At 48.5% G+C, this 20941-nt stretch carries 16 protein-coding genes; 1 reads left to right on the top strand and 15 read right to left on the bottom strand.

Annotation, left to right across the window (positions count from 1 at the left end; translation table 11 throughout):
* Positions 1–29: 29 nt before the first annotated feature.
* From PAEAM_RS01095 to purM, 12 genes are all read right to left on the bottom strand, one after another.
* Positions 30–632 (bottom strand): GNAT family N-acetyltransferase, encoded by a 603-nt coding sequence (locus PAEAM_RS01095; protein WP_243391227.1) that lies wholly within the window; start codon positions 630–632, stop codon positions 30–32.
* Complete coding sequence (gene ilvA, locus PAEAM_RS01090; RefSeq protein WP_017690682.1) at positions 632–1924, bottom strand: threonine ammonia-lyase IlvA; 1293 nt, start codon at positions 1922–1924, stop codon at positions 632–634. Before ilvA ends, PAEAM_RS01095 begins: the two co-directional genes overlap by 1 nt.
* 63 nt (positions 1925–1987) lie before the next feature.
* Positions 1988–2878 (bottom strand): alpha/beta fold hydrolase, encoded by an 891-nt coding sequence (locus PAEAM_RS01085; RefSeq protein ID WP_100526318.1) that lies wholly within the window; start codon positions 2876–2878, stop codon positions 1988–1990.
* 349 nt (positions 2879–3227) lie between these two features.
* Positions 3228–5519 carry a beta-glucosidase family protein gene (locus tag PAEAM_RS01080; protein ID WP_100526317.1) on the bottom strand — a complete coding sequence of 764 codons (2292 nt, stop codon included), beginning with the start codon at positions 5517–5519 and terminating at the stop codon, positions 3228–3230.
* Positions 5520–5735: 216 nt separating this feature from the next.
* Positions 5736–6341 (bottom strand): alpha/beta hydrolase, encoded by a 606-nt coding sequence (locus PAEAM_RS01075; RefSeq protein ID WP_100526418.1) that lies wholly within the window; start codon positions 6339–6341, stop codon positions 5736–5738.
* 14 nt (positions 6342–6355) lie between these two features.
* Positions 6356–7306: a ring-cleaving dioxygenase gene (locus tag PAEAM_RS01070; RefSeq protein ID WP_036668391.1), complete on the bottom strand. Its 951-nt coding sequence runs from the start codon at positions 7304–7306 to the stop codon at positions 6356–6358.
* 437 nt (positions 7307–7743) lie between these two features.
* Complete coding sequence (locus PAEAM_RS01065; RefSeq protein WP_036606063.1) at positions 7744–8826, bottom strand: hemolysin family protein; 1083 nt, start codon at positions 8824–8826, stop codon at positions 7744–7746.
* A gap of 283 nt (positions 8827–9109) precedes the next feature.
* A complete protein-coding gene (locus tag PAEAM_RS01060) occupies positions 9110–10447 on the bottom strand; it encodes a hemolysin family protein (RefSeq protein ID WP_100526316.1) in 1338 nt (445 codons plus the stop codon).
* 709 nt (positions 10448–11156) lie between these two features.
* Positions 11157–12422 carry a phosphoribosylamine--glycine ligase gene (purD, locus tag PAEAM_RS01055; RefSeq protein ID WP_100526315.1) on the bottom strand — a complete coding sequence of 422 codons (1266 nt, stop codon included), beginning with the start codon at positions 12420–12422 and terminating at the stop codon, positions 11157–11159.
* Between the two features lie 129 nt (positions 12423–12551).
* Positions 12552–14099: a bifunctional phosphoribosylaminoimidazolecarboxamide formyltransferase/IMP cyclohydrolase gene (gene purH, locus PAEAM_RS01050; protein ID WP_100526314.1), complete on the bottom strand. Its 1548-nt coding sequence runs from the start codon at positions 14097–14099 to the stop codon at positions 12552–12554.
* Positions 14100–14392: 293 nt separating this feature from the next.
* Positions 14393–15010 (bottom strand): phosphoribosylglycinamide formyltransferase, encoded by a 618-nt coding sequence (gene purN / locus PAEAM_RS01045; protein ID WP_036606067.1) that lies wholly within the window; start codon positions 15008–15010, stop codon positions 14393–14395.
* Entirely contained in the window at positions 15010–16050 is a 1041-nt protein-coding gene (gene purM, locus PAEAM_RS01040; protein ID WP_100526313.1) for a phosphoribosylformylglycinamidine cyclo-ligase, read from the bottom strand. The genes purN and purM overlap by 1 nt, the downstream gene beginning before the upstream one ends.
* A 65-nt stretch (positions 16051–16115) precedes the next feature.
* Between purM and PAEAM_RS01035 the strand changes: the two genes are divergently transcribed.
* Positions 16116–16337, top strand: a complete 222-nt coding sequence (locus tag PAEAM_RS01035) for a hypothetical protein (protein ID WP_100526312.1) — start codon at positions 16116–16118, stop codon at positions 16335–16337.
* A gap of 230 nt (positions 16338–16567) precedes the next feature.
* Here PAEAM_RS01035 and purF read toward each other — a convergent pair whose 3' ends face one another.
* The 3 genes from purF to purQ are packed head-to-tail and all read right to left on the bottom strand — an operon-like array spanning position 16568 to position 20941.
* Positions 16568–18046, bottom strand: coding sequence for an amidophosphoribosyltransferase (gene purF / locus PAEAM_RS01030; protein WP_036606069.1), 1479 nt, complete (start codon positions 18044–18046; stop codon positions 16568–16570).
* Positions 18031–20274 (bottom strand): phosphoribosylformylglycinamidine synthase subunit PurL, encoded by a 2244-nt coding sequence (purL, locus tag PAEAM_RS01025; RefSeq protein WP_100526311.1) that lies wholly within the window; start codon positions 20272–20274, stop codon positions 18031–18033. Before purL ends, purF begins: the two co-directional genes overlap by 16 nt.
* A complete protein-coding gene (purQ, locus tag PAEAM_RS01020; RefSeq protein ID WP_036606071.1) occupies positions 20252–20941 on the bottom strand; it encodes a phosphoribosylformylglycinamidine synthase subunit PurQ in 690 nt (229 codons plus the stop codon). Before purQ ends, purL begins: the two co-directional genes overlap by 23 nt.

Raw genomic sequence — 20941 nt, 5'->3', positions numbered from 1 at the left:
GAACTAACTCAACCGGTCAGCTCCCTGCACTATTGAATCGGTTTGACCATATGATTATACTCATGTCCTGCGATGACAATCACATCGTCTTTGACATATCCCTGCCGTTCGTACAGCATTAGCGCACGGCCGTTGTCTCGTTCTACAATCAAAGATACCTGCGAGTGACCCAGATCTCTGCCCTGCTGCTCAAAAGCAGCCATCAGTGCCCGGCCGATACCCTGCCCCTGATATGCTTCACTTACCGAGAGAGTATCCAGATAATACTCCCCCGGACGGGTCTCTTTGACCAATGCATACTTCTCATCCCGGCTTCGTCCAGGTCGATCCAGAATCAGCTGGTCCAGACGATCTGCTTCTCCGCCATCATAGGCCACCAGAATCCCCGCGATCAGCCCATCCTGCTCCATCACTGTCACATGACGATAGCTAATCCGGTTGTTTTCCTGTACATAGAACTCCTGCAAAATCTGCATCGCCTTCTCATGATCCGCCTCACCCGCAAGCGCGTATGCAATGTCTCCTATCGCCTGATACAGCAAAGGAACAACCTGATCAGCATCTTCTATGCGTGCAGGTCTGATCAGAGGAGATGTTTCGTGGTGATCTGACGGCATACTGAAATGTTTCATCAGATTAACATGTTGAACAGATTTAGATTTTTGTTCAGTTCGGTATAGGCGATACCTTTGCGGTTCATACGTTCAATGAGCGGGTGGTAATCTTCCTTGTACATCAGCTCGATGCCCACCAAGGCAGGGCCATTTTCCTTATCATGCTTTTTCGTATATTCAAACCGGGTGATATCATCATTTTTCCCTAGAACTTCCTCCAGGAATTCACGTAAAGCTCCTGCACGCTGCGGGAAATTAACCATGAAATAATACTTCAGACCTTCATAGATCAGGGAACGTTCCTTGATCTCCTGCATCCGGTCGATATCGTTGTTACCGCCACTAATTACGCAGACCACCGTCTTGCCCACGATTTGCTCACGATACTGCTCCAGCGCCGCAACAGCCAAGGAACCGGCAGGCTCGACAACGATCGCATTTTCATTATATAGTTCCAGAATAGTTGTGCAGGCTTTGCCTTCCGGCACTTTCACAATGTCATCAAGTATACTATTGCAGATATCAAAGGTGAGATCACCAACCCGTTTCACCGCTGCACCATCCACGAATTTATCAATATCATCCAACGTCACAACCTGTTTGCGGAACATCGCCTCACTCATGGAAGCTGCCCCAAGTGGCTCAACTCCAATGATGCGTGTCTCTGGACTCACGGTCTTCATGTAGGTTCCCACGCCGGCTGCCAACCCTCCGCCACCAATCGTCACGAATACATAGTCGGCATTCTCATCGAGACTTTCCATGATTTCCATCGCTACCGTACCATTACCTGCAATAATCTTCGGTTGATCAAAAGGATGGATAAACGTCATGCCCTGTTCGTCACATGCACGCATTGCTTCTGCATAAGCGTCATCATACGTATCCCCGATCAGCACCACTTCAACGTTGCTGCCGCCAAAACGTCTCACTTGCTTCACCTTCTGGTTCGGTGTTGTACTCGGCATGAAGATTTTGCCGTTAATTCCAAGGGCATTACAGCTAAAAGCAACACCCTGAGCATGGTTGCCCGCACTTGCACAGACAATACCCTTCTCCATCTCAGCTGGTGTCAGACTGCGAATCATATTATAGGCACCCCGAATTTTGAACGAACGTACCACTTGAAGGTCTTCCCTTTTCAGATACACATTACAGTTATATTTGGCCGACAATACAGCATCCCGCTGTAACGGCGTTCTTACAATGACCTCACGCAGCACATGATGTGCGCGTACGATATCTTCCATGCCAACACTGGCACGACCGGGACTTGTGGTTCCCGTTGGTTCTTGTTCAACTGGTTTCATGTTGTCTCCACACTCCGCTTTTATGGTCTAGCAATGTCGCGCACTGCTTTTCTTTGTATTGTATCACTTTTGTTCTGTTCTTGCGCCTGAGCTCACATCATTTATCATTCGTATAATTTCATCAATAATAACCTGTGGGTCTGTATACATAACCATATGTCCCGATTGATCGGCCCCAATCCATCTCGCATTGGACAGCTGGCTCACCGTCTGACGATGCGCCGTAATGAGGGCAGGTCTTATTTTCCCCTCTCCCTTGCCCGGTTTCGTACCCGAGATCACGCTAACTTCCAAATTACCCAGAGCCGGAGGATGTTCCAGGAGCCCTGCCATGTCATCCAGAAATGTTTTGCCTTCCGCAAGCATCGTGCTGGCTGCCCGTACAGTGAAATCCTCCTTGAGGTGATCCGCTGCCACATCGTCAGGCTGAACACTTCCAGCTTTGCTGCCAAGCATCTTATATAAGCCAGTCCGCGCCATGATTGGAATAATGAAACCATTGATGGCAAAGCTCTTTTTAGTAAGCTTGGAAAAATACATTTCGCAATGCTCGTCTGATGGATCTACCAGAATAATGCCAAGTAATCGAGATAGATGTGCAGCTGCCGCAGCCCGTACAATTGGACCTCCCCAGCTATGTCCAACCAGAATGAATGGGCCCGAACCAAGAGCCGTCAGCAGATCCCCTAGATCTCCTGCAATGCGTTCAAGACTGCGCGGAGCCGAGTCGACGTCACTTCGTCCTGCGCCTGCCCTATCATACACAACAGCACGTGCATGCTCAGCAATGGCTGGTGCAACCAGTCCCCAGTTTGATCTGGAGGCGCCCATACCGGACTCAAATACAACCGTCAGTTCTCCTGTTCCCCTGGACATATAATGTAGTTTGCGACCATCGCGGGTCTGAACAAACGCACTTGAACCAAATGTATGTGAGCTAGGGTTAGGATTCATATTCCCCTCCTGATTACGTGCATAGTCATCTATCACCGAATCTAATTGAAAATGATTATCAATTACTTCATTATAGAATAATCCATGCTTTACGACAACCATGTTGCTTCAGCAAGTTACAGCAGTCCTGTCACCTCTGTCACGTTGCAAGGATCATCCTCCATACACCGTTCCTTTCCCCCTCCTTTTTCCTTATGCAAAAAGAAAACCCGATCCATGATCGGATCGGGTAACTGTCCTAGCCACTATGCGGCTGGTCCTCATGCACATTCTTATGCTTCGTGCGCAGTTCCTGCACGTATCGCTTAATCCAAGGATGGAAGAATATTCGGTTTAAGGGCGCAGCCCCTTATCCCCGAATACCATGATCCTTGTTGTTCAGCTGCTCCAGAAGTTCATTCATCGCTTCTTCCGTCATGGCCCCACCGCTAAACGCAACCAGTGCCCGCAGCGGCATATATTTCATCATCGCATCCATCATATCTGCATGATCCCCGGCATCATCACCGCCGAACCCACTGGCTTCCTGGAATTGTTGCAAAGCCTGGTCCAGTAGCTGTTTATGGGCCGGATCACGCTGGATATCACCCAATGTACTATTACGCGTATAGGTTGGAAGGAATGTCGCTGTAGACTCTACATTCACACGTGTGTGCACATGAATGTCCCGTGAGGAGCTGCCTACCTGAATCTCGAACTCTCCGGTCTCCACATGCCAGTCCTTCATATCTACGTTGTAATAGGCGAATGAACGTTTGTTTAGTGTGAAGCTCACCACTTTGGACGCTCCAGGTTCAAGGGCCACCTTCGCAAATCCTTTCAATTCTCTTACAGGACGAATAACTGTGCTCTCTACATCGCTGACATACAACTGTACAATCTCTTTGCCCGCTCTGTCACCGGTATTGGTGACCCTTACTTGCACATTCACCTCATCCTGATCGGTCAATTCTGTGCGATCTACCTTCAGGTCAGCATATTCAAATGTCGTATAACTTAGTCCATAACCAAACGGAAACAGTGGCTCCAGCTCTTTTTTATCATAATAGCGGTAACCAACAAAGATGCCTTCCCGGTAATCAACTCGATCCCCTTCACCCGGGAAATTCAGATAAGAGGGATTATGGCTGAGTTTGGCAGGGAATGTCTCTGCCAGTTTACCGGACGGATTCACCTCTCCATACAACAGATCAGCTATCGCTCCACCAACGGCCTGTCCACCAAGATAAGCTTCAAGCACCGCTTGCACCTGCGGCAACCAAGGCATCTCCACTGGAGATCCGTTGCTCAGCACCACAACCACACGTGATTGTACTTTTGCAATCTCTTCAATCAGACGAATATGATTGTCAGGCAGACGCAAATGGGCACGATCATACCCTTCGGATTCATAACGATCCGGCAATCCAACAAACACAACAGCGGTATCCGCTGACTGTGCTGCCTGAACAGCCTCATGCATCAATGTCTCATCCACATCATCCGCTTCAATCCGATAACCTGGGGCATACGAGAAGGTTACACCTTCGCCAGCCACCTGTGTCATCTCTTCCACAATATCATCCACTTTGGTCGGATTAATGTGGGAACTTCCCCCGCCCTGGAAGCGAGGTTTACGCGCAAATGCCCCGATTATCGCCACATCGCCTTCACGCCCAAGCGGCAGGATACCTTCTTCATTTTTCAGTAAAACCATACTCTCGGCTGCCACCTTACGCGCAAGTTGGTGATGCTCATCCTTATTATATGTAGCCCCATCTTGCTTTTGATCAACGGCATTAAAGATCAGCGTAAGCAGACGCTCCACCGCCCGATCCAGCTTGTCCAGCGGCAGTTGTCCGCTTTCTACGGCATCGATCACTTTACGCTCACCGATTCCACCACTTGTTGGCATCTCCAGTTCCAGTCCTGCTGCAAGGGCATCTGCACGTTCATTAACCGCACCCCAGTCTGATACCACAAGACCTTCGTGACCCCATTCGTCTTTCAGGATATCCGTAAGCAACCATTCATTCTCACCTGCATACGTACCGTTCACCTTATTGTAAGAACACATCACCGTCCACGGCTGTCCATCCTTCACCGCACCTTCGAAGCTTGCCAGATAGATCTCATGCAGTGTCCGTTCATCCACCACCGCATCAATCGACATACGCCGTTCTTCCTGATTATTAACTGCAAAGTGTTTGAGAGACGTACCCACACCCTGGCTCTGCACACCTTGAATATGACCGGTAGCCATCTGCGTAGATAACAACGGATCTTCGGAAAAGTATTCAAAATTACGTCCACCCAATGGGGAACGTTTAATATTTACACCCGGTCCAAGTAATACCGCTACATCCTCGGCCTGACATTCCTCTCCCAAAGCCACCCCGACCTGACGCGCCAGCTCCTTGTCCCATGAACTAGCCAATCCTGCCGCAGACGGGAAACAGGTTGCAGGCACACTCGACGTTAGTCCAAGATGATCCGCACTCCCATCCTGCTTGCGTAGTCCGTGAGGTCCGTCCGTCACCATGATGGATGGAATGCCAAGACGCTCCACCCCTTTCAGATGCCAAAAGTCCAGTCCCGAACACATGCCCGCTTTTTCTTCCAGTGTCATCCGCTGTACCAGTTCCTTGATGTTACGTTCCACATTAACCCCTCCAGTTCATGATGTTGATACATAGCTATATCACTAAGCATACAAGGTTATCTACCACACATTCAAATGTTTACCCGGTTAGTAACGGTTACATAACACCAGTCAATCATTTCTTCTTCCTGACGATGATCAAAATAAAAAGGAAAAACAGCCCGATCTTCACGATCAGGCTGTCTCTATATGTTTCATAACCGTCTATCCACCAATTTACGCCTGTGTCTTAAACCAAGCTGCTGCAGCTTCTGCCTCGGTACGAGTTAACTGATGACTCTGACGCTCCCAATGCGTGTTTACATCGGCACCTGCACCGCTGAGCAGCGAAGCAAGTTCCTCGGTTTCACGTCTTGGTACAATCGGATCGTTCTCGCCCGCACCAATGAACACAGGCAGACCTTTCAGATCCGGCAGTTCCAGTCCGCGCAGCGGTACCATTGGGTGATGCAAGATTGCACCTTTGAATACATCCGCTTGATGGAAGATCAAGCTTGCCGCAATGTTGGCACCGTTAGAGTAACCCAGTGCATACACGTTGGACCGATCGAAACCGTATTCCACCGCAGCTGCATCTACAAAAGATCCCAGCTCTGCCGTACGAGCAATCAGATCTTCTTCATCAAAAATACCTTCGGCCAGGCGGCGGAAGAAACGGGGCATCCCGTTCTCCGATACATTCCCCCGCACCCCAAGTATGCCAGCTCCTGGTGCGATCATCTCCGCCAGACCGATCAGATCATTCTCGGTTCCGCCTGTGCCATGAAGCAACAGGATTGTTGGCGCATCCGTCTGAGCACCTGCTTTATAGATATGTTTCATTGTATTGGTTGTGGTCATGATTTGGACTCTCCTTTCCATTCACGTACTTCAATTCGTGGCAACAATTGTTCAATCTGCTCACGCTGTGGTTCATACCATTCAGGCAACATCAGTTTCTCACCCATGCTCTCTGCTGGTTCATCCCGTGCAAATCCCGGAGGATCCGTAGCCAGTTCGAACAGTATACCACCCGGCTCCCGGAAATACACAGCGTTGAAGTATTGACGGTCAATAACTGGCGTTGGATGATATCCGGATTGTTCAAGATCCTGCTGAATTTGTTCATGTTCCACGTAATCTTTGGCACGCCATGCAATATGGTGAACCGTTCCGGCTCCACCAATCCCGCGTTGGATACCTGTGGACTGAATATCGATGATCTGACCAATATCGCCGCTTGCCTGAAGACGAAGAAGTCCGTTCTCTTCACCGACTTGCTCCAGACCCAGTTTGCTCACCAAGACGTCCATGGTTTTCTCAGGAACGTGGCTGAACAATACGGCTCCGCCAAATCCTTTGATGGCATGCTCCGGTGTCACACCGTTGAAACTCCAGTTGCTTGGCTGACCGCCTTCACGCTCAACCAGTTCAAGCAACAGACCGCCTTTGTCGAAGAAACGAATGTACTGCTCACCAAATCTGGTTTTATTTTCATATGGAATATCGAAGGAAGCAAGACGTTCTTTCCAGAAAGGCAGGCTTCCTACAGGAACCGCATATACGGTAACTCCAGTCTGACCTGACCCAATGACACCTCTTCTTGAATTCTGCTGTGGGAAAAAGGTAATGATTGTGCCCGGTGCACCCTGCTCATTCCCGTAATACAAGTGATACACGTCCGGTGCATCAAAGTTTATTGTTTTTTTCACCAGTCTGAGCGCCAACACAGCTGCATAAAAATCAACGTTTTTCTGCGCATCGTCAACAAAAGCTGTAATATGATGAATTCCTGAAGTTCTGAACATAATCTCCACTCCCTTGGTTTATTTACACAGACACTACGATGACAGAATAACCTTCCAATCGCTGTTATCCCCAGATTTTTTTGATTTCTTTTCCTAAGGGAAAATCCGGGGATAGCTTATGCTTTCGATGCAGCTTTCTTACAGAAAGCTTTTAGGCGAACGCTTCGCTTTTTCAGGTTTTTTCTGTCCTCTTCGTTACGTGTAAGTTATTAGTTCGACTTATTTTGCTTCTTTTATTTATTGGTTTCTGTTATTTATCTTTAAGTTAAGATTCTTTAAATTTATATTAATCCATTGGACCTCAATATGCAAGCTTTTATTTTAAAATTAAGATTTAATGCAAAAAGCAGGCCCCGATCACTCCGGGAACCTGCTTAGCGTTATAACGATTGATTAGCTTGTTTCGTATTCCTGTATTACTTTTGTATTAATGCTTCTTAAACCAGTTTCATTCTTTTTGGTGGATTCACCAAATCTTTATGCTCGTATTCATCCTTGATATCTCCGACAATCTCTTCAAGGATATCCTCCATCGTAACCATACCTACCGTAGCACCTGCCTCGTTTTTCACGGTTGCAATGTGTACACGGCTTTGCTGCATCTGGATCAGTACATCCTTGATTGGAGAACGCTCGGAGAAACTCGGTGTATTGTGAACAAATGTCTCCATATTGAAGTCTCTGCCTGCTGCTACACTCGTCAGCATTTCTTTCGTGTTAATGAAGCCAACAAAATGAGCCTGATCCCCATTCGCAATAACAGGGTATCTCGTGTATTCGTGTCGATTCAGCGTCTCAATGATCTGATCAATCGGCATTTCCTTATTCAGAGTAACAATTTTATCTCTTGGAATCATAATCTCCTGAAGCAGACGCTCATCAAAAGCAAAAATGTTTTTGAGATAGTCCAGCTCCGTCTGGTTGATCTCGCCACTCTCGTAGCTCTGTGCCATAATCAGCTTCAGCTCTTCTTCGGAGTGAACGGTATCATGCCCGGCAGGTTTTACACCAAATATGCCAAGCAACAGACGAGCAGCTCCATTTAGCGCGTAGATGAATGGATTCATGATTTTACCGAACCAATACAGTGGTGGTGCCAGCAACAGCGTCATTCTCTCTGCAAACTGAATCGCCAGGGTTTTCGGTGCCAATTCACCAATAACCACGTGCAGGAACGTAATGATCGCCAGAGCAATACCATAGGAAAGCACGGTAGACAATGCCGCTGGTACTTCCATTCGCTCAAAGAGCGGATGCAGCATTTTCTCAACAGTAGGTTCACCCAAGGCTCCCAATACCAGCGCCGTGATGGTGATCCCCAATTGACATGCCGACAGATAATAATCCAGGTTGTGCGCCACTTTTTTGGCCAGTACTGCCTTTTTGTTGCCTTCCGAGATCAATTGATCGATTCGGGACATCCGTACTTTAAGAATTGCAAATTCGGCTCCAACGAAAAAGGCTGTCAGACCTATAAATACGGCTACTAAAAATAAATTCAAGGCTATTATTCCGTCCAATGATTTCCCTCGGGTTGAGGGATTCACCTCCATTAAATTTTAAAATAAGGTTGCACGAGTGACGTTCCGATGACGGCTCGTTCTTCCGATCGCCATTGCCTCCAAATTTTCCTGATTATTGTTTTCAAAGGTTTAAAATTGGTTTGCAAACGCGAACGCTACGCTTCTTCAGGATCGATTCCGTCCCCTACACTGCTACGTTGCCAAAACGTTCTAAATTCTGAGGGCAGTAGCCAAATAGGCAGTCAAACCCTAGATTACAGTCAGATCGAACCAACCAAGATCACGCCAGATCGCTAGTAGCTTCCTCAACCTGTGCGCCGCTCACTCGTTCCAGAAGAACTTGTTTGATGTGATAGTTTTCGGTATCCACAACGGTCCAGACATAATCGCCGTGTTCTACCGTGTCTCCTTTTTCCACACCTACACCCTTCTGGTATTGAATCCATCCAGCAACGGTATCCATCTCTTCATTACCTTCAAAGCTAAGTCCGAACTGCCGCTCCACTTCATCCAAAAGTACCCGGCCATTAATGAGATATTGATTCTCTCCGGTTTCCTGGATATCAGCCACCTCATCGGCATCGAATTCATCGCGAATCTCACCGACAAGTTCCTCCAGAATATCCTCCATCGTAATGATACCCGAGGTACCCCCATATTCATCCACGACCACGGCCATGTGTACACGTTCCTGCTGCATTTTAATCATTGCATCCTGGATACTTGTAACTTCGGAAACAAATGGGATCTCACGAACGAACTCGCTTAGTTGATATGTTCTTGCGGCTACCATGTCAGGCAAAATCTTTTTCACATTCACAACGCCGATAATGCGGTCCTTGTCCCCATCCTCGATGACAGGGTAACGTGAGTAGTTATGTTCATCCAATATAGGAATAATATCGTCATAGGTCATATCCTGATCTAATGTCACCAGTTCTGTACGAGGTACCATGATGTCTTTGGCATCACGTTCATCGAACACAAATACATTTTCCAGATATGAAAGCTTGGTCTTGTTGTTCTCGTCACCTTCATAACTCTGGTTCATGATGATTTTGATCTCATCCTCCGAGTAGGCTTGATCATGTTTGGCAGGCTTCACACCGAATCCTCGCAGAAGAACACGTGATGTTCCATTAAGCGCCCAGATGAACGGATACATGATTTTACCAAACCAGTATAGCGATGGGGCGAGCATTAATGTCAGTTTTTCTGAGAATTGAATCGCCAACGTTTTCGGTGCCATCTCACCAACAACCACGTGCAAAAACGTGACGAGGATAAAGGCGATCGCATAGGAAGCAATCGACGAGATTGAAGCAGGTACATCTAAATAATTGAATACCGGATATAACAATCTCTCAACCGTCGGTTTTCCGAGCGCTCCCAGTCCCAGTGCAGTGACCGTAATACCGAGCTGACAGGCTGACAGATAATAATCCAGGTCCGAGACAACTTTTTTAGCCAATACGGCCTTTTTATTGCCCTCCGCGACCAGTTGATCCACTCTTGATGTACGAATTTTGACTACAGCAAATTCCGATGCTACGAAAAATGCAGTCAATGCAATCAAGATAATAAGTAATACGATATTCAATATGGTAATTATGTCCAATGATTTCCCCGGTTCTCAGGGATTCACCTCCAGAGATAGTTACAGCGTGATCCGTTAACTGTGTTAACCATTCATCAACTGTTAGTCTTTCAACACGACGTCTGCCTTATATAAAATTGATTTCAATGATATCTTTTGTATAAGTCTTACGTTTGACCTTGTAAAATTACAAAACAGGAATTCAAGATGAAGTCAATGACTTGCAGAAACTTCTTCATTCAAATCGGGTTACCCCTCATGCTGTCAATTGTTCCTCGCTTAACTCCACCTAGATTCGCCATTTGGACAATTTACAATATCGCCTACCCAATAGATATCCACCTCCCCTCGTACTCATTCCTGTTTCCGAAAAGTATACCATGTTTCCCGCTCAACCATCCAGTTGCACGTTATGGTTTGCCACAAGCTTACAGTATAATGTTCACAAATTAGTCTCTATGTATGTTACGTACTTTATATAATATGATTGATATTACCTCGTAATGTGATAATCTTCACATGTTTAGTATAGTCCAATTTATAAAAATACTACCCCTTACTTTAGGGCATTAAACATGCCTGATTTAATCCTGTTTCGTATCTTTCCCATGTTCTTTCCCGTACGGACAAGTCCGGCAGTTTGCACAAGATACATCTATATACGTAGCAGAGAGCCCGCAAGATGCAAATACCTTTCCGGTATACATCTTTACGGGCTCTTATATTCATTCTATACGAGTGCTTTGGCAGCAATATCCGTTCGCTGATGTTTACCATCAAAATGGATACGCTCCGCCTGTTGATAAGCTTTGTTTCTGGCTTCGGCAATATCCGCACCAAGGCCAACTACACCCAGGATCCGTCCACCATTCGTAACCCAGTCTCCTGCTTCACTATGTGCTGTACCTGCGTGGAAAACCACGGCGTCATCTACTTGGTTCAGTCCTTTAATGACTACACCTTTGGCATAAGGACCCGGATAACCTCCTGAAGCAAGCACCACACATACTGCGGCTTCATCACTCCATTCAATCTCAATATCAGCCAGCTTGCCATGAACGGTTGCCCAGAAGATATCAAACAAGTCACTCTTTAGGCGTGGCAATACAACCTGTGTTTCCGGATCACCAAAACGTGCGTTGAACTCAATCGTTTTGGGCTTACCATCTGGTGAAATCATCAGCCCGGCAAACAATACACCCTGGAATGGGCGTCCCTCGGAAACCATCGCTTTGGCCGTTGGTTTGATGATCGTCTCCACGGCTTCCTCAATAATAGAAGCAGGGATATGTGGCAAAGGTGAGTATGTACCCATACCGCCTGTGTTTGGCCCCTGATCATTATCGAATACAGGTTTGTGATCCTGTGCTGCGGCCATTGGGCGAACCGTCTCCCCATCGACAAAAGCCAGAATCGACATTTCCTGTCCTGCGAGGAATTCCTCGATAATCACTTTGGCTCCCGCTTCACCAAATACCTTCTCCACCATGATGCTACGCAGAGCCTGATCAGCCTCATCACGGGAATAAGCTACTGTCACACCTTTGCCCGCTGCAAGTCCATCTGCCTTGATGACAACCGGAATTGCTTGCTCATTCAGGTATGCTTGAGCTTGTTCGTAATTGTCGAATTTCTCATAGGCTGCAGTTGGAATGTTGTATTTGTGCAGCAGGTCCTTCATGAACGTTTTACTTCCTTCGATCTCTGCTGCATTACGACGAGGTCCGAATACCGGAATACCTGTCGAATCAAATGCATCCACGATTCCATCCGCCAACGGATCATCCGGACCAATAACCACTAATCCCACTTTAAGCTCTACAGCAAGAGCCATTAGTTTATCGAATTCATTTACCGCAATCGCATGACACTCAGCGAGCTGAGCAATACCTGCATTTCCCGGTGCACAGTGAATCTTGTCTACCTTTGGACTCTTTGCCAGCGCCCAGATGATTGCATGCTCCCGGCCACCGCCGCCTACTACCAGAATATCCATTCGTTCTGTTCCCCCTCCGTGCATAACTGGATTTGTTACGCTATCGCGTATTAAAAAACCTAAAAAAGAGGGGGTGTACCATAAGTCATAAGTATGACTGGCGACACCCCTATTTAAACCTTTTTCGTTCTAGTGTTTGAAGTGACGAACGCCTGTGAAGACCATGGCAATTCCGTATTCATTGGCTACTTTGATGGATTCTTCGTCTTTGATCGAACCACCAGGTTGGATCACTGCTGTAATTCCGGCTTTTGCTGCCAGTTCCAGCGTATCACCCATTGGGAAGAACGCATCGGATGCCAAAATAGCACCTTTTGCTTGCTCGCCAGCTTGCTCAATCGCAATTTTGGCCGCACCCACACGATTCATTTGTCCAGCGCCCACACCTACCGTCATATCATTCGCTGCAAGTACAATCGCGTTGGATTTCACATGTTTAACTACTTTCCAGCCAAACAACAGCTGTTTCAGTTCATCTTCCGATGGTGCACGATCAGTTACCACGTTCAGCTCGCTCGCTTCGATGGAGTGTACATCGGACTGTTGCACGATCATACCACCGTCGATGGACGTTACCACGAATTGGCTCTCCCGTTTACGAGCAGCATTCAGTTCACCCGTTTTCAGCAAACGAATGTTTTTCTTCTTCGTCAGGATATCGAGAGCCTCTTGTGTAAAGTCAGGGGCAAGTACGATTTCCAGGAAAATCTCGCTCAATTTGCCTGCTGTATCGCTGTCGATAATACGGTTCGCTGCCACAATGCCACCAAAGATAGACGTTGGATCCGCAGCATATGCCTTGCTGTAAGCTTCATAGATACTTGCGCCAATGCCCACGCCGCATGGGTTCATATGTTTAACCGCGACAACGGCTGGTTCTTCAAACTCTTTGACGATCTGCAATGCTGCGTTCGCATCGTTGATGTTATTATAAGACAACTCTTTGCCGTGCAATTGCTCGGCTGTTGTCAACGTATCTTGAGCAGCCAGCGGTTTGCGGTAGAATGCCGCCTGCTGGTGTGGATTTTCGCCGTAACGCAAATCCTGGAGTTTTTCGTAAGTAACCGTTAGACGCTCTGGCAGTGGATCGCCATTTACGTTGGACAGGTAGTCGGAGATGAGTGCATCGTAAGCCGCCGTATGACGGAACACTTTTGCCGCAAGCCGTTTGCGAGTTTCGAGAGTGGTATCTCCATCGTTGCGCACTTCCTCCAACACTTGGCTGTAATCAGATGCGTCTACAATGACACTGACAAAGGCATGGTTTTTGGCTGCCGAGCGAAGCATCGTTGGACCGCCAATATCGATGTTCTCGATGGCATCTTCGTATGCTACGTCCGGTTTCGCAATAGTCTCTTGGAATGGATACAGGTTCACGACAACCAGATCGATATAGCCGAGACCGAGTTCTTCCATCTGGCGTGTGTGCTCTTCGTTATCACGCACAGCCAACAACCCACTATGAACTGCCGGATGCAATGTTTTGACACGTCCGTCCATGATTTCCGGGAATCCGGTCACATCCGAAATTCCGATGACAGGTACGCCTTCCTTCGACAACAGGCTGCTTGTACCTCCTGTCGAAATAATCTCCACACCCATTTGCGACAGCTCGCGGCAAAAGTCCACGATGCCCGTTTTATCCGATACGCTAACCAGCGCTCTTTTGATACTCACAATATGCTCCTCCTTTAATGTCCCATGGCTTCGCGTTTCCTGACGAAACACAGCCGATTTATTTCCCGAGAAATATCACAAAATGCGTACCAATATTCGACTTCTGTTATAGAAGTTGAACCAAGATGTTTACACGGGACACTCCGATGACAGAACAACCTTCCAATCGCTGTTATCCCCAGATTTTTTGATTCCCTTTTCTTAAAGGGAAAATCCGGTGATAAAGGCGAACGCTTCGCTTTTTCAGGTTTTTTCTGTCCTCTCCGTTAATGTGTAAAAAAATTTAACTTATATCAAACCGGTTTGTTAACAGTCACGTGACGTCCGTCTAACTGAACCAGACCTTGCGCGAACCAGGAAACAACTTCAGGGTATAACTGCTGTTCAGCCGCATGAATGGAACGGCTGATTGACTCAGGCGTATCCTCTGGCAAAATGGGAACCGGATGCTGGGCAATAATCGGCCCTGTATCCATGCCTCCGTCCACAAAGTGCACGGTCACACCCGTAACTTTCACACCGTATTCCAATGCCTGTCCAATCGCATCCTTACCTGCAAATGCCGGTAGCAAGGACGGATGAATGTTAATCAACCGCCCTGCGTAACGATCCACCACAACGGAAGTCAGCAATCTCATATATCCGGCAAGAACGACCAGGTCGATCTTTTTGGATTCAAGCACTTCCACGATCTCTGACTCATAGGCTTCACGGGAAGCATAATTTTTCGGAGTAAACAGATGACATTCCACGCCTGCGTCCTGTGCCCGCTGCACAACACGTGCAGATGGTTTATCACACACGAGCAGATCAACGGATGCATTCAGCCCACCATTCCGTACTGCATCGACCAATGACTGAAAGTTAGTCCCTTCACCCGAGGCAAATACAGCTATGCGGTAGTTCGCCATTAAACATCCGCTCCCGTGAAGGTTACTCGCGCATCTCCTTCAGTAACACGGCCAATGATGTACGCTTCTTCACCAGATGTTTTCAGTTGTTGCAGCGCTTCCGATGCATCTGCTTCATTAACGACCAGTACAAGCCCGACACCCATGTTAAATGTGGTGAACATGTCCCGGTTCGAGACAGCCCCCTTTTCCTGTAACAGGTTGAAGATTGGCAGGATCGGCCAAGAGCCGTAGTCAATATCCACATTCACGTTGCTCGGCAACATACGTGGGATATTCTCGATGAAACCACCACCTGTAATGTGAGCCATACCTTTTACTTTTACCTTTTCCAGCAAGGACAACAGGGGTTTAACATAGATCTTTGTAGGTTCCAGCAGTGAATCTCCCAGCTTACCACCCAGTTCCGCTACTTCATCATGCAGATCAAGTCCCGCATCTTCCAACAAAAGTCTGCGTACCAGCGAGAATCCGTTACTATGCACACCGCTGGAAGCAAGTCCAATCACTGTGTCGCCAGGGGCGATGGTTGTACCATTGATGATCTTCGCTTTGTCCACGATCCCCACCGTGAATCCGGCAATATCGTATTCGCCTTCACTGTACATGCCCGGCATCTCCGCCGTCTCGCCACCGATCAACGCACAACCAGATTGATGACAGCCTTCAGCGATTCCCGCAACAATAGCTTCAATCTTCTCAGGAATGACTTTGTCACATGCCAGATAGTCAAGGAAGAAGAGTGGTTCTGCACCCTGTACCACAATGTCGTTCACACACATCGCTACCGCGTCGATTCCGATGGTATCGTGACGGTCCATGGCAAATGCAATTTTCAGTTTGGTGCCTACGCCGTCTGTACCGGATACAAGCACCGGCTCATCGTATTTATCTTTGTTCAAACCGAACAGGGCACCGAATCCACCCAGATCCGTCATCACTTCCGGACGGAAGGTACGCTTCACGTGTTTTTTCATCCGTTCAACCGCTTCATTACCTGCCGCGATATCAACGCCGGCCTTTTTATATGCTTCGGACAAGTGGAATCATCTCCTTTTTTTTCGCCCCACCTAAATCCTCCCGCCCGGGAGGACCCCATAGGACCTTGGCAGGCCCTCTGGACACCCGCCAAAAAAGCGGTGCAGAGGTGGCTGGTGTGATCTTGCTATGGTTGGTTCGTGCGTTATCTCGCGGGATTGTTCGCCGATTCCGTTGGCTGCAAGCCATCGGTCGGCGAACCCCGCTCAGCTACGCTGCGGGGCAAGCCCGCTGGGCAGCTGCTTCGCTCGGCTGCCTGGCCCCTATTGCTTCGCAAGGCGGGGCTTAAGGGCGCGGGCAAGCCCGCTGGGCAGCTGCTTCGCCTGGCTGCCTAGCCCCTGTTGCTCCGCAAGGCGGGGCTTAAGGGCTCGGGCTAGGCCCGGGGGCAGCTGCTTCGCTCGGCTGCCTGGCCCCTATTGCTCCGCAAGGCGGGGCTTAAGGGCTCGGGCTAGGCCCGGGGGGGCAGCTGCTTCGCTCGGCTGCCTAGCCCCTGTTGCTCCGCAAAGCGGGGCTTGAGGGCTAACAGCTGCAACCGAATTTTTCCTCGCCGCCAAAATCGAGGCGGGTTGGGTAATCATGATCAAAACATGCGAGACATAGTCCGCCCTTCGGATCATCCTGATTATCTCCCTGAATCGATGCAATCAGTCCATCGGGACTGAGGAACTCCAGGGAGTCCGCATTAATTTCACGGCAAATTTCTTCCACCGACAACTGTGAAGCAATTAATTCACGGCTGTCAGGCGTATCAATACCGTAGAAACACGGGTTTTTGAAAGGTGGTGATGTAATGCGCACATGAACCTCGGTAGCTCCTGCATCACGTAGCATGTTCACGATCCGTCGGGAAGTTGTTCCCCGTACGATGGAGTCGTCAATCATGACCACACGTTTGCCTTCCACAACGCGACGCACAGCGCTGAGCTTCATCTTCACGCCCTGCTCCCGCAATTCCTGGCTTGGCTGGATAAACGTACGTCCGGTGTATTTATTCTTGATCATACCCATTTCATACGGAATACCTGTCTGTTCAGCATATCCAATGGCCGCCGAGATGCTGGAATCTGGTACCCCCGTAACCAAGTCCGCATCCACAAACGACTCAATCGCCATCCGGCTTCCCATCCGTTTACGGGCCGCATGCTGGTTCGTACCATTCATATCACTATCCGGACGAGCAAAATAAATATATTCCATCGCGCATAATGCCTTGCGGTGTTTGTGATGATCAAAGCGATCCTCATGTAGACCATCTGCATCCAACACAAGTAGTTCACCCGGTTCAATGTCACGGATTAACTCTGCGCCAATTGTTTCCAGTGCACACGTCTCAGATGCAAACAGATATGCATCTCCCAGCTTACCCATCGTCAGCGGACGAAGTCCGTGCGGATCGGAAGCCACGAGCAGTTTGTCGTTGGTCATGATCAGAAATGCATAACCACCCACAATGCGCTGGAACGCCTCTTTTGCCGCTTCCACAAGCCCTTTGGAGGATCGTGCAATTAGATGCGCAATGACCTCGGTATCACTTGTTGTTTGGAAAATGGACCCGCTCTGCTCCAGCTCGCGCCGGATCGTTGGTGCATTCACAATGTTCCCGTTGGTCGCTACCGCCAAATCGCCATCACGGTATTTAAATACCAATGGCTGTGCGTTTGTCAGTTTACTGTCACCACTCGTTGAATAACGGACATGTCCAATGGAAATATCCCCGGTCAGCGTCTGCATCAGGTCTTTGGTGAATACTTCCTTCACCAGACCCATGCCGCGATGATAGTTAAACTGGCTGCCATCACTCACACACATGCCTGCACTTTCTTCGCCCCGATGTTGCAGCGCATGCAGTCCATAATAGGAGAGCGAAGCCGCGTCAGGGTGTCTGAACACCCCGAACACACCGCATTCTTCTTTCAATTTGTCGAGTCCTTCCTTGCCGGACCCTTCATTATAATAATCGCCTGTCCACAACGGTCCTGTCGTCAGTTCATGAGACATGGAATCGCATCCTCCCAGACCTGAGCCAAACCTCCTACAGGTTCGCTCACGGCTGATGTTCCGTTCAATTCAATCGTCAGGTTACTTCCTTCTACACGTCCAATCACAGCTACAGGTACACCACGCTCACGTACAAATGCTTCAAGTTTACCCGCTTGCTCTGGCGTAGCCGACAACAAGATACGGGATTGGCTCTCACTGAATAGGGCGTGATCTGCACGCAATGCAGTCTCCACATTCACCTGTGCTCCTACGTTACCACTGATGCAAGACTCTGCGAGTGCAACAGCCAAGCCGCCTTCAGACAAGTCATGTGCCGAGCGAACGAGACCGGATTGAATAGCTTCCAGCACCGTGCTGAGCAACGCTTTTTCTGTTTGCAAGTTCAGTTCTGGTGGACGACCTTCCGTCTGACCATGAACCGCGTATTGCAGCTCGCTGCCACCCAGTTCAGCTTTTGTTTCACCCAGGAGGATGATAACATCACCTTCGGACTTGAATGCTTGTGTCGTGATATGATCCGTATCATGAACGAGACCTACCATACCGACAACTGGCGTTGGATAGATGGAGCCTTTGGCGTTTTCATTATACAAACTTACGTTACCACCGATGACCGGCGTATCCAGCACACGGCAAGCTTCCGCCATACCGTCTACCGCTTTCTCCATTTGCCAGAAAATATCCGGTTTCTCCGGATTACCGAAGTTCAGGTTGTCAGTAATCGCCAGTGGCTCAGCACCGGAACATACAATGTTACGCGCTGCTTCACTTACGGCAATCCGTCCGCCAACTTCAGGATCAAGGTACACATAACGTCCATTACAGTCCGTTGTCATTGCGAGACCTTTGCGTGTGCCACGAATCGTAACTACAGCCGCATCCGAACCCGGACGAACGGCAGTGCTTGTACGCACCATGTAGTCATATTGATCATACACCCATTTTTTACTAGCTACTGTTGGTGAAGCCAATACTTGTTTCAACGCTCCGCCGAGATCCGACACTTCGTCGTAACGAAGCGTGTCGATGGAAGCACTTTGCTCGTAGTATGCAGGTACAGAAGAAGGTTTGTCATACACTGGACATTCGTCAACCAGTGCCGTTACTGGCATATCTCCGACAACTTCGCCGTGGTGGATCAATTTCAGACGACCGTCATCCGTTACTTTACCAACTTTGGCACAGATTACGCCCCAACGTTCAAAGATTTCCATCGCCTGCGCCTCGTCCTTCGGCTCAACAACGAACAACATCCGTTCTTGGGACTCAGACAACATCATCTCGTAAGGTGTCATGCCTTCTTCACGCTGTGGTACCTGATCCAGATACAGTTCCAGACCGTTACCCGCTTTACTTGCCATCTCTGCACTCGAACATGTCAGACCAGCGGCACCCATATCTTGAATTCCCAGCACGATTCCCGTGTCGATCAATTCCAGACAAGATTCCATCACCAGTTTCTCCATAAACGGGTCACCGACCTGAACGGCTGTCCGTTGGGACTCGGATTCTTCCGTCAATTCAACCGATGCAAAGGTTGCTCCATGAATTCCATCACGGCCTGTTGGCGGACCAACATAATACACAGGGTTACCTACACCTTTAGCTACGCCGCGCTGAATCTTGTCATGATCAATCAGACCCACACACATGGCGTTAACCAGCGGATTGCCTTCATAACTCTCATCAAACATCACTTCGCCACCAACGGTAGGAATACCGATACAGTTACCGTATCCAGCAATACCTGCTACCACATGTTCGAACAAATATTTAACTCGATCGCTCTCCAGCTTGCCAAAACGAAGGGAGTTCAGTATTGCTACCGGTCTTGCACCCATGGAGAAAATATCACGGATAATGCCGCCCACACCTGTTGCCGCACCTTGATAAGGCTCAACTGCGGAAGGATGGTTATGGCTTTCAATTTTGAATACAACGGCCTGGTTATCACCGATATCCACGATACCGGCACCTTCACCAGGTCCCATCAGGACACGTGGTCCAGTGGTTGGGAAACGGCGCAGCAATGGCTTGGAGTTTTTATAAGCACAATGCTCGGACCACATTACACTGAACACACCAATTTCCGTGTAGTTTGGCTTACGCCCCATGAACTCACAGATCAGCTCATACTCGCTGTCAGATACGCCCATTTGTGCGTAAAGTTTATGTTCTGCGACCTGTTCTGCTGTTGGTTCCTTAGCGGATAGCTGCTGCGTCATGCCGATCCCTCCATGCTTTCAAAATAGATGTAAACATACGTTTGCCGTCTTCCGAACCAAACAGTGAATCCACTGCACGCTCTGGATGCGGCATCATGCCGACCACGTTTCCAGCCTCGTTACAGACTCCTGCAATATCACCCAGAGAGCCGTTCGGGTTGGTACCATACGTAAATACGATCTGGTTGTTCGCTTGCAGACTCGCCAGCGTCTCCTCGTCGCAATAATAGTTGCCTTCACCGTGAGCAATCGGGATGATAATCTCTTCGCCGGGTGCATAGTCACGTGTAAATGGTGTATCTGCGTTCGCCACTTTCAATACCGTATCGTGACAACGGAATTTCAGGGAAGTGTTACGGATCAATGCACCTGGAAGCAATCCCGCTTCCGTCAGGATCTGGAATCCGTTGCAAATACCCAAAATATATTTACCTTGTTCAGCAGCTTTCGCTACCTCGTTCATTACCGGTGCAAAGCGGGAAATCGCTCCGCAACGCAAGTAGTCACCATAAGAGAAACCACCCGGAACTAAAATACAATCATAAGCCGAAAGATCTGTAGCCGTGTGCCATACATAATCAACCTCTTGTCCAATCGCATCTTCCACTGCCTTGTAACAGTCGATGTCGCAGTTGGAGCCAGGGAACACAAGAACTGCAAATTTCAT

This window comes from Paenibacillus sp. GM1FR (assembly GCF_002803315.1).
In the GTDB taxonomy this organism is placed as follows: domain Bacteria; phylum Bacillota; class Bacilli; order Paenibacillales; family Paenibacillaceae; genus Paenibacillus; species Paenibacillus amylolyticus.
The sequence above is the reverse complement of the archived record's forward strand: the minus strand, read 5'-3'. Positions and strand labels throughout refer to the sequence as shown.

Coding starts and splice junctions, on each gene's coding strand:
- purL (WP_100526311.1), bottom strand. CDS start 20,274: ATGACGCAGCAGCTATCCGCTAAGGAACCAACAGCAGAACAGGTCGCA.
- PAEAM_RS01075 (WP_100526418.1), bottom strand. CDS start 6,341: ATGAAACATATCTATAAAGCAGGTGCTCAGACGGATGCGCCAACAATC.
- ilvA (WP_017690682.1), bottom strand. CDS start 1,924: ATGAAACCAGTTGAACAAGAACCAACGGGAACCACAAGTCCCGGTCGT.
- purD (WP_100526315.1), bottom strand. CDS start 12,422: ATGGATATTCTGGTAGTAGGCGGCGGTGGCCGGGAGCATGCAATCATC.
- purQ (WP_036606071.1), bottom strand. CDS start 20,941: ATGAAATTTGCAGTTCTTGTGTTCCCTGGCTCCAACTGCGACATCGAC.
- PAEAM_RS01085 (WP_100526318.1), bottom strand. CDS start 2,878: ATGAATCCTAACCCTAGCTCACATACATTTGGTTCAAGTGCGTTTGTT.
- PAEAM_RS01095 (WP_243391227.1), bottom strand. CDS start 632: ATGAAACATTTCAGTATGCCGTCAGATCACCACGAAACATCTCCTCTG.
- purN (WP_036606067.1), bottom strand. CDS start 15,010: ATGGCGAACTACCGCATAGCTGTATTTGCCTCGGGTGAAGGGACTAAC.
- purF (WP_036606069.1), bottom strand. CDS start 18,046: ATGTCTCATGAACTGACGACAGGACCGTTGTGGACAGGCGATTATTAT.
- PAEAM_RS01070 (WP_036668391.1), bottom strand. CDS start 7,306: ATGTTCAGAACTTCAGGAATTCATCATATTACAGCTTTTGTTGACGAT.